This window comes from Algoriphagus sp. (genome assembly GCF_039969895.1).
Classification (GTDB): domain Bacteria; phylum Bacteroidota; class Bacteroidia; order Cytophagales; family Cyclobacteriaceae; genus Algoriphagus.
Genome location: NZ_JBDVMZ010000021.1, coordinates 462,576 through 475,021 on the forward strand (window position 1 = coordinate 462,576; position 12,446 = coordinate 475,021).

Genomic DNA, 12,446 nt, shown 5'->3' on the forward strand with positions numbered 1-12,446 from the left:
TAGTTGGTTAGTAACTGCTAGATACTACTTTCTACGCTTATTTGCGATAGGGGAATTACGATTTAGGACATTAAAAGAACCTCTGTCCTATATCTCTATTTGTGATCTAGATTTATTAATGAGTGGCTGAAAATTATGGAGGGTCACTTTCAAACTTTACCACTTTCCAACTGCCAACCCAAATCTTCCAATGTATCAATCTTTAACCCCTTCTACTTCGCTCAAGGTGATACTACTTCGCTCAATTTTCCAATTTTCCAATGTTTCAATCTTTTAATTTTCCCTTAGCTGATTACCTTTGCGCATGGCAGAACAAATCTTGATCCTCGATTTCGGTTCTCAGTACACGCAACTCATCGCCCGAAGAGTTAGAGAGCTGAATGTTTATTGTGAAATCCACCCTTATAACAAAGTACCAGAAATCACTTCCGACATCAAAGGAGTGATTCTTTCAGGTTCTCCTTGCTCCGTTCGGGACGAAGGTTCTCCTGATTTGGATTTGGATGCACTGAGAGGAAAACTTCCACTTTTAGGTGTGTGTTATGGTTCACAACTTTTGGCACAAAAATATGGAGGAGAAGTAGCTCCTTCGGAAATTCGTGAATACGGACGCGCCAATTTGACTCATCTGGACAACCACTACGATTTGCTCAAAGAAATGAGCCATGGTTCGCAAGTATGGATGTCTCATGGAGATACGATCAAGAATTTGCCAGCTGATTTTGATGTGATTGCCAGTACTGACTCAGTTCGTGTAGCTGCTTTCAAAATCCAGCATGAAGAAACCTACGGCATTCAGTTTCACCCGGAAGTAACGCATTCTTCCGAAGGGAAAAATCTACTTAGAAACTTCGTGGTTGGAATTTGCGGATGCGCTCAGGATTGGACTTCGGATGTATTCATTGATGCAAGTATTGAAGCGTTGAAAGCTAAAATCGGTTCGGATAAAGTAGTAATGGGCTTATCTGGCGGCGTTGATTCTTCAGTAGCTGCTACCTTGATCCACCGCGCGATCGGTGACCAGCTGATCTGCGTATTTGTTGATAATGGTTTGCTTCGCAAAAATGAATTCGAAGATGTGTTGGACTCGTACAAGCACATGGGACTTAATGTGATAGGTGTAGATGCTAAGCAAAAGTTCTATGATGCACTAGCTGGAGTTACTGATCCTGAAGCGAAAAGAAAAGCAATTGGAAATGCCTTTATCGAGGTTTTCGACGAGGAATCAAATAAATTGGAAGGTGTAAAGTGGCTTGGACAAGGCACTATTTACCCAGATGTGATTGAGTCTATTTCTGTAAAAGGCCCTTCTGCTACCATCAAATCTCACCACAATGTGGGCGGTTTGCCAGACTTCATGAAGCTTTCCGTAGTGGAGCCCTTGAATACCTTGTTCAAAGACGAAGTTCGTGAAGTCGGACGCGCTTTAGAAATTGTGGAAACTATCATCGGGCGTCATCCTTTCCCAGGTCCGGGGCTAGGAATCCGTATTTTGGGAGATGTGACTGCTGAGAAAGTAAGAACACTTCAGGAAGTGGATCATATTTTTATCAAAGGTTTGAAAGATCATGGACTTTATGATGAGGTATGGCAAGCAGGAGCAATGCTACTTCCGATCCAATCAGTAGGCGTGATGGGAGATGAACGTACGTATGAAAAAGTAGTGGCACTGAGAGCCGTGGGGTCTGTAGATGGCATGACCGCAGACTGGATTCATCTACCGTATGAGTTTTTGGGTAAGATTTCCAATGAAATCATCAATAAGGTGAAGGGCGTAAACCGCGTTGTTTATGATATTTCGTCCAAGCCACCAGCTACGATCGAGTGGGAATAACTTATTTGAGGTTAGAAATTTTCCAATTTGAACTTGTGAAACCCGGAGGTATTTCTTCGGGTTTTTACGTTTAGCATTATCGCTCAATAATTTCATATTCTAATTCCCTCCAAACTTTCAACCTCCAAACTTCCTGCCTTCAACCTCCAACCCTTTTCGGCCTGAACTTTGGGTTTGAAAATAATGGGTTAAATTTGCAGACCCTGTTTGATGTTTGATTCACCCCGATAAAATGAAAAAATTTCTTTTAGCAATTCCGGTATTTTTCATCTTAAGCTTTGCCGAGGCTCAAGTACCTACACCGGACGCTTATCGTAAAGCTCAATCCGAACTGGCAGCCAAAAACTACTGGGAAGCTATTTCGCTTTTCAAGGAATTCACTGACGCAAAAGAATATGGCAATCTGGCGAATTATGCCTCCTTTCACCTAGGGGAAGCTAGCCTTGGGGCCAATCAGCCTGCCCAAGCCATTGCTGCTTTGGAACCCATAGTGGAGGCCAACTGGGCAAAATCAGATGAGGCGAAATACCTCCTAGCAGTGGCCTATTTCAAAAATCAACAAAACCTAGAGGCACTTCAGCTCATCAATAAAATCAAGGATGATCGTATCATCACTTTGGCTGAAAACGCCACTTATGAGAATCTGAAGCAGGTGAGCGTGAGTTTTATGATAGCCAATCTTTCCGAATTTAAGGAAAATAAAGGCTATGGAGAGGCGCTGAAGGATGTGCTGGAAAGTCAAACTATCCTGTCTGCCTCCGAGCGAAATGCCTATTACGAACTGCAGGGTAAAGCAAGCGAGAGTACTAATGTGGTAAAGGATCAGGTGTTAGATATTGCCGTGATCCTACCTTTTACCAATCCTTCCCGCAGCGATTTGTCCAGTATTCCGTCTTCTGATTTTGTATTAGAGCTATACCTTGGCTTGGAGTATGGCTTGGATGAGTTGAAAAAAAGCGGGGTGAAAGTCAATATGTTGACCTTCGATTCGAAGCGAGATGTAAACCATTTGCAAAAGCTATTGGCCGATCCAGCCATTTCTTCGGCTGATATTATCATAGGGCCGATTTACCCTGAAGAAACAGACTTAGTTAGTAAGTTTGCTGAGACGGCTCGAATTCCTTTTGTACACCCACTTTCTAACTTGGGCGATAGATTCGAGGAGTTAGGATACAGCTACTTATTCAGACCTGCTGTGAGTTCTATAGCTTCAGGAATTGTGAAAGGTTTGAAGAAGCAGAATTGGGGAAAAAGAGTGGCCATAGGCTATAGCGCTAGCTCAAGAGATGAGATGCTGGCAAAGATGCTTCAGGATCAGCTGGGTAGTGCTGGATTTCAGCTAGTGAAATTTGAGCAAATTAACCCAAGAAATACGAACGAGTTTTTACAGGGCTTGGGAATTAGAAGCGGTCAAGCAAGACCTTCAGTGGATCAGGTGATTTTGCTTTCCGATGATCCTTCGATTGCGCAGCCTGCTTTTGCGCTGATGGAGTCGATCACCACTACCATCCCTACCTTGGTCATGGATTCATGGTTGGGCTTCAACTTTGCCAATTATGAGATGCTGGAGTTTCCTAATTTCTATTTTATTGGAAACAATACACTCAACTTCTACAGCGAGGCTATGCAGCAATTCAGAAGTAGGTATTATGCTAAGTACCTGAATCTACCAACCATGAATACTGCCTTAGGAGCAGAATTGATGACTTGGATAGCTTCGAATATGTCTGATTCCAAAGGCTTTGATCTAAAAAGGAATTTAGATCAAAAAGCATTTCAAGCAGGAAAATTGACTTGGGGATTTAATTTCCAAGACGCACATAACAATCAATACGTACCCCTGTTTACTTTAGAAGCTGGGGAGTTGAAACCATTAGATTAATCCATGAAAATTTCTAACAGTAAGGAGCTTTTCGCAAAAGCCCAAAATTTCATTCCAGGTGGCGTGAATTCGCCAGTTCGTGCATTTCGTTCAGTTGGGGGTGAGCCGCTTTTCATTAAAAAAGCTGAGGGAGCTTACTTGTACGATGAGGATGGAAATCAATTTATAGAACTGATCAATAGCTGGGGGCCAATGCTTCTAGGTCATAATCATCCGAAAGTGAAAGCAGCAGTGATCGCTGCAATGGAGGATGGCACCTCTTTTGGCGCGCCCACTGCACGTGAAGTGGAGATTGCTGAATTGATTGTGAGCATGGTTCCATCCATAGAGAAAGTCCGTATGGTAAACTCTGGCACAGAAGCCACCATGTCTGCCATTCGCGTGGCTAGAGGATTTACAGGTCGTGACAAATTCATCAAAATGGAAGGACACTACCATGGACATGGTGATTCTTTCTTGATCGCAGCGGGTTCTGGTGCGATGACCATGGGAGATCCTGATTCTCCGGGAGTCACCAAAGGAACCGCAAAAGATACTTTGATCGCTCCATACAATAATTTGGAAGCTATAGAAGAGCTAATAAAAGCAAATCAGGGTGAGATCGCAGCATTGATTTTAGAACCTGTTCCGGGGAATATGGGGCTGTGTCTTCCGAAAGAAGGTTATCTCCAAGGCTTGCGAGATATCTGTACTAGAGAAGGAATTGTCCTGATCTTCGATGAGGTGATGACTGGTTTCCGATTAGCTAAAGGTGGCGCTCAGGAGGTTTACGGCGTGACGCCAGATATGACTACGCTGGGTAAAATCATCGGGGGAGGCATGCCGGTTGGGGCTTATGGTGGAAAGAGAGAAATTATGGAGTTTGTTTCTCCAGCTGGCCCGGTTTATCAGGCTGGAACGCTCTCTGGAAATCCGATTGCCATGGCGGCGGGATTGACAATGCTTACCTTTTTGAATAACAATCCTGAGGTCTATTCGGAATTAGATCATATTGGTTCGAAGCTGACCGAGGGGATTAAAAGTATCAACAATGAATTGGGCTTGAATTATACTGTGAATAACCTAGGTAGCATGTATTCCTTGTTTTTTACAGATCAGGCTGTTTTTGATTTTGATACCGCCAAGAAAGCGGATACAGCATTATTTGGGAAATATTTTCAAGCGATGCTGAAGCGAGGAGTTTACTTGGCGCCTAGCCAGTTCGAAAGTTTGTTCTTATCTACCGCGTTGAAAGACGAGTTGATTGATCAGATCCTAGTTGCTCATAAAGAAGCGATGGTGGAGATTATGGGGTTGTAGGTTTTGTATATTCTTATTTGCGCCAGTTCATTATCTCCTTGGTTGAAAGGTTGGAAGACCGAAGACCGGAGACCGAAGCGGTCTCAATTCATAAGTTTCATATTTCCTAGGTTACTTTTGCCTCTTTATGGGTGAAATACCGGCTATACCTAACATCGAATCATTAAAATTTAGTGAAAATGTCCATCAAAGTTTACGGAATTAAGAATTGCAACACCATGAAGAAGACCTTCGATTTCCTTGCAGAAAAAGGAGTGGAATATGACTTCATTGACTATAAGAAGCAGAGGCCCGATGCAACACTTTTGGAAAGTTTCTTAGAAAAAACTGACCTAGCTAGTCTCGTTAATAAGAAAGGAACTACTTATCGTAAAATGACAGATAAGCAGAAATCAGCCCTTGAAAATGAAGAAACTGCGATTCCCATTCTTGAAGAAAACTCAAGCATGATCAAGCGCCCGGTGATAGTTTATAAGGATGGAAGTATCAGCTTGGGTTTTGATGCGGAAGTGATTGAGGGGCATTTGAACTAAATTGCTCGAGGCGACGCATCGAGTTTGCCTCCCGCAAAGGCGCAGATTTTAAGAAAAATCAGTTTTCGAGCTTACCTATCTTAATCTTTCAAAGTAATAATTAAATAGAATTGCGACTTTGCGCCCTTGCGGGAGACTTAAAAAACTATCGTATCCGTAGGTAAAGGAGGAAGACTAACATTCCCTGTTTCCAGGTAAAAACTAAACCTAGAAGAACCAGAAGCATCTACCTTCGTGTCAAAAGCAAATACTTTTTCCAAACTCGGATGACCATCAAGAGCTGATAAATTACGTTGTGTCACTAGAGTCTCATTGAGATATAGCAGTTTCAGGTTTTTGTTAGCTTCTAATTTCCCCAGCGAGGATCCTTCGATTGATGTGTTATTAAGTTTCAAGACGGTCAAGTTTGGTAGTGAAGCAATTCGCTCCAAAAGAGCATCACTGATGGCCGTTCCAGTTAGATCTAAATACACGATTTGATTTTTTGATGACTGGAGTATTTGCCAATCAGTATCTGAAAAGGCAGGGAAATTAACACAGCTAATTTTCAAGAAGGGGGATCCCATTTTGATCGCTTCAGCGAAAAAGTTTAGCTCCTTTAGTTTAGAGATTGAATCCTGAGGAAGTGTTGGGACTTCTACTACAGGGTAGAATGGGATTTCATCCTTTTTAAAAAAGGGCTCAATTAAACTTACGTTTATCGCCGATTCACCCAACTTAGCGCTTTCGGAAGCACCAGACGCTATCCAAGCTTTGATCAATCCAATCTCCTCTTTTCTAGGCTGTCGTTTATCTTTTGGAGGCATGTGATCGTCGTGATCTTCTGGCAACACCAATCGAGTGTATAGCGAGCTTTGCTCAGGATTTCCATTTTCCAATATTTCCCCAGCTTCCCCTCCTTTGTGTATTCCTGCAAAAGAACTCAGGTCTAGTTCTCCCTTCAGTTTTTTAGGATTATGGCAGCTTTTACAGTTTTGATCTAAAATAGGCTGGATCGCTCCACTGTAAAACTCCACTTCTTCCCAATTTTCCATGGGAAGTTCAAGCGGTTGATTAGCCGTCGCTTCATTTCCTATCAATGCTTGTAAATCTGGCGGCAAAACTTCGGTGAAGTAATCGTCACCATGGGTGATAGTTCCGCCTAGATGGCCAGTTATCATTAAAACAACTAGCAGACCTGCACTTTTTATTTTCAGATGTGGTGGAGCAACAACCGAATTTTTCAGATGAAACCATAATCCTCCTGATAGAAGTGTCGTGAGAATACCAAGAATAAGGTGAAACATAACCGTGTCCCAACTGTAGCCCTCATTCTGATAGTGTAAAAAACCGCTAATACTAGCTACACCTGCCGAAACTCCACCCATCAAAAATGCTAACTGGATTACTTGGGAATGGATGTGGTGCTTTCTCCCAAACCCAAAAATCAGAATCACCCCAAAGACAATAAATCCAATCGGGAGATGGACCAAAATTGGATGAAACCTCCCGAATAAGGGTAGGATAAAAGTAATCATGTGCATAAGATAAGTTGGAGCATATTTAAAAATGGGGCTTTGTGCGGGTAAATTAGGCTAGTATTTTTCTGATCAATTCCCCTTCCACATCGGTCAGGCGGAAAGGACGGCCTTGGAAATCATAGGTAAATTGCTCGTGGTCAAAACCCATCAAATGTAGAATGGTGGCATGAATGTCATGAACAGAGACTTTCTCTTCAATTCCTGAAAACCCGAAATCATCTGTTTTGCCATAGGACACTCCAGGCTTAATGCCACCGCCAGCCATCCACATGGTGAAGGCGTCTCCGTGATGGTCCCTGCCTAAGAAACTCTGGGTTTTTCCTTCCCTGTTTTCCTGCATGGGGGTGCGGCCAAATTCCCCGCCCCAGACTACCAACGTGTCTTCTAGCAGGCCTCTTTGTTTTAAATCAAGCAATAAAGCCGTCACTGGACGATCCATTTCCCGGCATTTATTTCTCAATCCCATGTCGATCGAACCATCATGATCTGTGCCGTGCGTATCCCATCCCCAATCATATAATTGTACAAAACGCACCCCTTTTTCCACTAATTTTCTGGCAAGAAGACAGTTATTTGAAAAGGATTCTGTGCCCGGTTTGGTACCGTAAAGTTCATGGATCGACTCCGGTTCGTCATTGATATTCATGACTTCAGGCACTTCGATTTGCATGCGGTAAGCCATCTCGTACTGATTGATTCTAGCCAAAATTTCAGGATCACCGTAAGCGTCAAACTCTTCTTTATTTGCTGTATTGATTGCGTCAATGACTTTTTTCTTCAAATTTCTGGACATTCCCTCCGGATCATCCAAATACAGCACTGGATCGCCCTTGGATCTACATTGCACTCCTTGATAGACCGAGGGCAAAAAACCAGAGCCCCAAACGCTTTTGCCTGCATCCGGAGTTTTTCCTCCAGAAGTCAGGACGACGAAGCCCGGGAGATTTTGATTTTCTGTACCCAAACCATAAGTCACCCAGCTTCCAATGCTCGGTCTTCCTAGTCTTGGACTTCCCGTTTGCATAAAAAGCTGCGCAGGTCCATGATTGAATTGATCTGTGTGTACTGCTTTCAAAAAGGAGACTTCATCTGCCATTTTCTGAAAGTGAGGCATATAATCTGAGATCCAAGCTCCGGATTCTCCATGCTGGGAAAAATTGGCTTGTGGTCCTAAGAGATTAGGAGTTCCGCGGATAAAAGCGAATTTCTTTCCTTCCAAAAGTGATTGGGGAGCAGGTTGATTATGATATTTCGCAAGTTCAGGTTTGTAATCAAATAGCTCCAACTGCGAAGGAGCCCCTGCCATGTGGAGATAAATTATTGATTTAGCTCTTGCTGCAAAAGGGGGAGGTAGAGGGGCTAGCGGATTCAAATCCCGCTGGCTCAAGTTCAATCCCTTTGATGCTGCAGATGAACCTGTGTCACAACCAAACATCAGTGGAGCCATCGCCAGTCCCCCGACTTTTGCCACACAATCCATCAGGAAGTGTCTTCTCGTTTGTTTTTCCAGCTTTTGCTGCGCAAACTCAACCAGCATATTATCTAGACTTTGCATATCATGGTTTGGTTAAGAATTCATCCATATTCAATAGGGCATTGGCTACCACAGACATCGCCGCTTGCTCAGGATTGGTCGATTTGTCTTTTATGTGGAAAAATGCATCAAGGGAATCTGGCTTAGTTTTATACGCTGACAAAGCTTCTTGGTATAGGGCAGAAAATGTGTTCAGTTTGATTCCAGAGATCGGAGTCAATACCAATTTTTCATAGCCATATGAAATTCCTTTTTCGGGATTAGAGGCGCTTTTGGCGATCATATCCTCTGCCAAATAGTAAGCAGCTTCCAAATACACCGGATCATTAAGTGTCACCAAAGCTTGTAGGGGTGTGTTGGTCACAATTCTTCTACTCAGGCAAACTTCCCTGCTCGCTGCATCAAAAGATATGAAAGAAGGATAAGGACTTGTCCGCTTCAAAAACGTGTAAACTCCACGTCTATGTGCGTCTTCTCCTTCACTTTCTTTCCAGGATTCTCCATTATAGACAGTCTGCCAAATACCTTCCGGCTGATGAGGCTTGACTCCTGGGCCGTACATTTTATCACTCAATAATCCTGATACCGCCAAGGCCTGATCACGAACTTGCTCTGCACTTAATCTGAATCTCGGCCCTCGTGCGTACCATTTGTTTTGAGGGTCTTTTTTGAAAAGCTCAGCTGATACGGCGGAGGATTGCTTGTAGGTAGCCGAGGTCACGATCTCCCGAATCAGGCTTTTCATGCTCCAGTCGTACTCATTCATGGTTTTCCAAGCTAAGTAATCCAGCAACTCTGGATGGGAAGGAGGGTCAGATTGAGTTCCCATATCTTCAATCGAGCTCACGATTCCACGACCAAATAGCTGATCCCAAACTCGATTTACCAGTGTTCTTGAAGTGAGCGGATTCTCTTTGTCCATCAACCAATAGGCAAAGCCGAGACGGTTAGTTGGCCAGTTTGAGTCCCAGTTATTAAGGATTTTGGGGGTTTCTGGATTTACTTTTTCTCCTAGCGTGAGCCAGTTTCCCCGCTCAAAAACATGCGTTTCCCTAGCCATATAATCAGGGTTCTCAATCATGATTGGGAGCTTGGTCCCCTTGAAGTTCAAGGCTGATTTCCAAGAGTTTTTAACTTCTCTGTAGCCTGGTTTTTCAGCTCCCGGTAAAGTGGGTACAAAAGCAAACCATACGAATTTGGCAGCGTTTTGCTGAGTTTTTACACTTGGGTTTTTCACTTCCAAATACAGATCTACAAAGCCTTCAATGGGCTTAAAAGCGATCTCGCGAACAATATCACCACCGGTTTTATTGATTGGAAACTCTGCTAATATTTCACCTTCAGGGCTTCCATTTCGAATGGTCATCTTACTACCATCCAAGCCAGAACCATAGTACATCAAAAGCTGGTCCGATCCTCGGGTGTCAACTTTTCTGAGATAGGCAGATCCATTTGCCTGAATTCCCAGCCATTTGGTATCGATGAGTTCTGCATTGTTAAAATCAACAGCACGGTGCGAAGGATACTTTGGCTCAAGATAAGTCAGGAATTCCTTGCGAGCGGTAGCTGCTTTCTTGTCTTCATTTACTTTTACCCAAGCCAAAATGGATTCGATTTCTGATTTTTGCTCAGGAGAGTAAAATCGAAGCCTAGGCTCCTCATCATGTGTGTCTTCGTCTCGGGAGTTGTTGAAAAATGCGGCTGATTGATAATATTCCTCATGTCGAATCGGATCGTAAGGATGACTGTGACATTGCACGCATGCCATCGTTGTGCTTTGCCAAACTTCGTAGGTAGTACCTACACGATCAAGTACAGCTGCGACTCTGAATTCCTCGTCGTTCGTTCCACCCTCGTCATTATTCATGGTATTTCGGTGAAATGCCGTGGCCGCTAATTGATCTTCTGTGGGATTTGGAAGTAGATCGCCTGCCAATTGTTCTATGGTAAACTCATCAAAAGGCTTATCGTCATTCAATGCGCGGATTACCCAATCCCGGTAGGGCCACATCGTTCGGGACACATCCCGTTCGTAGCCTTTTGTATCTGCATACCTCGCCAAGTCCAGCCACCAGCTAGCCCACTTTTCCCCAAATGTGGAAGATGCTAACATCCTATCCACGGCCTCTTCATAGCTTATTTTGTTAGATGAAAATTGCTTGACGAGGTCTTCGGTAGGAGGTAGGCCTGTGATATCTAATGCGGCTCGGCGCAATAATTTGAGTGGATTTTCTTCTTTTGAAAATGCCAGACCTTGCACTTCAAGTTTTTGGCCTACATAAAAATCTATGGGATTGGTAGAGCTTAGCCTATTTTCACCAGAAAATCCAGCAGTTATTTTTTGTTTCACTGCTTTGGGAGTTTGCACCGGATTGTACGCCCAGTGTTCTCCCCATTTTGCTCCCTGCTTAATCCAGGTTTTTAAAAGATCAATTTCTTCCTCAGAAAGAGGCGAGCGCTCATAAGGCATCCGCACTTCAGGGTCTGTGGCAGTGAGGCGTTTGATTAACTCACTACCATTTGGATCGCCTGGAATTATAGCTGGATGTCCTGATTCAGTATTGGCAAAGGCTTCTTCCTCAAAAAGCACAGAAAATCCACCACTCTTTTTCACTCCTCCATGGCAGGAAATGCAGTTCTTGTTCAGAATGGGCTTTATCTGCGTGCTGAAATCCACTTCCTTTTCCTGACCCATAAACATAATTCCGAAGATGGCAATGATTATGGTAAGAGTAAAAATTCCAGCTAGTTTGAGTTTATTCATGGGCAAGAGAATGAACCTCAAAGTAAAAAATTCTGAACTACTTCAAAAACCGCTTATATCATTTGGCTTCTTTTTCCCCAAGTAAAAAAATGCCCTGCTGGATGAGGCAGGGCAGTGATTTTAAAATTTGAAGTTTGGAAGATTCTCTAGTATATCCTTGGTCATGGCATCTAGATCGTAATCATGCTGCCATCCCCAATCTTCTCGGGCTCGGGAATCGTCAATGCTATCCGGCCAGCTATCAGCGATTGCCTGACGGAAATCTGGATTATATTCAATTTTGAAGTCAGGTATGTGCTTCAGAATACTTTCGTAACTCTCCTTCGGCGTGAAATTCATTGCTGCCAAGTTATAGCTGGATCGGATTTTTACCGATTCCCTAGGCGCATTCATCAGATCCAAAGTCGCTTTGATCGCGTCTGGCATATACATCATAGGGAGAGAACTGTCTTCTCGAAGGAAGCAATCAAATTTTTCCCCTGCCAAAGCCTTGTGGTAAATATCCACTGCATAATCAGTGGTGCCACCACCTGGAAGTGATTTGTATCCGATCAAGCCAGGGTAACGAAGGCTTCGTACGTCCACGTTGTATTTTTGGAAATAATATTCACACCATCTTTCTCCAGCTTGTTTAGAAATACCATAGATGGTATTTGGCTCTTTGACGCAATATTGAGGTGTATTGATTTTTGGAGTATTCGGTCCAAAGACGGCTATGGAGGATGGCCAATAAACTTTGTTGAGGTTGAATTCTCTAGCGAGCTCCAAGATATGAAGTAAACTGTCCATGTTGAGTTCCCAGGCGAAAAGCGGCTTCTTCTCACCCACAGCAGAGAGCACTGCTGCTAAATGATAGAGCTGAGTGACTTTTTCGTTTTTGACTAAGTTTCTCAGGCCTTCCTTGTCCATCACATCCAGGACTTGAAAGCGACAAAAGTCAAATTTTGATCGAGCTGATTCGTTAAGATCGGTGGCGATTACGTGCTCTGAGCCAAATTGATCTGCCAGAGCCATAGTGAGTTCTGAACCCAATTGGCCCGCAGCGCCTATTACTAGGATTTTTTCCATTGATGTTTCTTT

General features: G+C 43.4%; 8 protein-coding genes. 4 read left to right on the plus strand and 4 right to left on the minus strand.

Features of this window, described 5'->3' with window-relative positions; all coding sequences use genetic code 11:
* Positions 1-304 precede the first annotated feature (304 nt).
* The 4 genes from guaA (at position 305) to ABJH64_RS16705 (ending at position 5,548) form a co-directional block, all read left to right on the plus strand.
* Positions 305-1,834, plus strand: coding sequence for a glutamine-hydrolyzing GMP synthase (guaA, locus tag ABJH64_RS16690; RefSeq protein WP_348274446.1), 1,530 nt, complete (start codon positions 305-307; stop codon positions 1,832-1,834).
* Positions 1,835-2,066: 232 nt separating this feature from the next.
* Positions 2,067-3,716, plus strand: a complete 1,650-nt coding sequence (locus ABJH64_RS16695; protein WP_348299084.1) for an amino acid ABC transporter substrate-binding protein — start codon at positions 2,067-2,069, stop codon at positions 3,714-3,716.
* 3 nt (positions 3,717-3,719) lie between these two features.
* The gene (gene hemL / locus ABJH64_RS16700; RefSeq protein ID WP_348299083.1) at positions 3,720-5,015 is read left to right on the plus strand and encodes a glutamate-1-semialdehyde 2,1-aminomutase; all 1,296 of its coding nucleotides are present in this window, start codon (positions 3,720-3,722) and stop codon (positions 5,013-5,015) included.
* 179 nt (positions 5,016-5,194) lie between these two features.
* Positions 5,195-5,548 carry a Spx/MgsR family RNA polymerase-binding regulatory protein gene (locus tag ABJH64_RS16705; RefSeq protein WP_348275962.1) on the plus strand — a complete coding sequence of 118 codons (354 nt, stop codon included), beginning with the start codon at positions 5,195-5,197 and terminating at the stop codon, positions 5,546-5,548.
* 137 nt (positions 5,549-5,685) lie between these two features.
* On the opposite strand, the gene ABJH64_RS16710 is transcribed toward ABJH64_RS16705, so the two are convergent.
* The 4 genes from ABJH64_RS16710 to ABJH64_RS16725 all read right to left on the minus strand — a co-directional run bounded on the left by ABJH64_RS16710 (position 5,686) and on the right by ABJH64_RS16725 (position 12,434).
* A complete protein-coding gene (locus ABJH64_RS16710) occupies positions 5,686-7,065 on the minus strand; it encodes a c-type cytochrome domain-containing protein (RefSeq protein ID WP_348275961.1) in 1,380 nt (459 codons plus the stop codon).
* Positions 7,066-7,117: 52 nt separating this feature from the next.
* Positions 7,118-8,623 (minus strand): DUF1501 domain-containing protein, encoded by a 1,506-nt coding sequence (locus ABJH64_RS16715; protein ID WP_348299082.1) that lies wholly within the window; start codon positions 8,621-8,623, stop codon positions 7,118-7,120.
* Position 8,624: 1 nt separating this feature from the next.
* Positions 8,625-11,366 carry a DUF1553 domain-containing protein gene (locus tag ABJH64_RS16720; protein WP_348276126.1) on the minus strand — a complete coding sequence of 914 codons (2,742 nt, stop codon included), beginning with the start codon at positions 11,364-11,366 and terminating at the stop codon, positions 8,625-8,627.
* Between the two features lie 120 nt (positions 11,367-11,486).
* Positions 11,487-12,434 carry an NAD-dependent epimerase/dehydratase family protein gene (locus ABJH64_RS16725; RefSeq protein ID WP_348276127.1) on the minus strand — a complete coding sequence of 316 codons (948 nt, stop codon included), beginning with the start codon at positions 12,432-12,434 and terminating at the stop codon, positions 11,487-11,489.
* Between the last annotated feature and the right edge of the window lie 12 nt (positions 12,435-12,446).

Bases quoted from the DNA above. Each gene is read 5' to 3' on its own strand.
- ABJH64_RS16705 (WP_348275962.1), top strand. From the start codon at position 5,195: ATGTCCATCAAAGTTTACGGAATTAAGAATTGCAACACCATGAAGAAG.
- ABJH64_RS16695 (WP_348299084.1), top strand. From the start codon at position 2,067: ATGAAAAAATTTCTTTTAGCAATTCCGGTATTTTTCATCTTAAGCTTT.
- ABJH64_RS16725 (WP_348276127.1), bottom strand. From the start codon at position 12,434: ATGGAAAAAATCCTAGTAATAGGCGCTGCGGGCCAATTGGGTTCAGAA.
- ABJH64_RS16715 (WP_348299082.1), bottom strand. From the start codon at position 8,623: ATGCAAAGTCTAGATAATATGCTGGTTGAGTTTGCGCAGCAAAAGCTG.
- ABJH64_RS16710 (WP_348275961.1), bottom strand. From the start codon at position 7,065: ATGATTACTTTTATCCTACCCTTATTCGGGAGGTTTCATCCAATTTTG.
- guaA (WP_348274446.1), top strand. From the start codon at position 305: ATGGCAGAACAAATCTTGATCCTCGATTTCGGTTCTCAGTACACGCAA.
- ABJH64_RS16720 (WP_348276126.1), bottom strand. From the start codon at position 11,366: ATGAATAAACTCAAACTAGCTGGAATTTTTACTCTTACCATAATCATT.
- hemL (WP_348299083.1), top strand. From the start codon at position 3,720: ATGAAAATTTCTAACAGTAAGGAGCTTTTCGCAAAAGCCCAAAATTTC.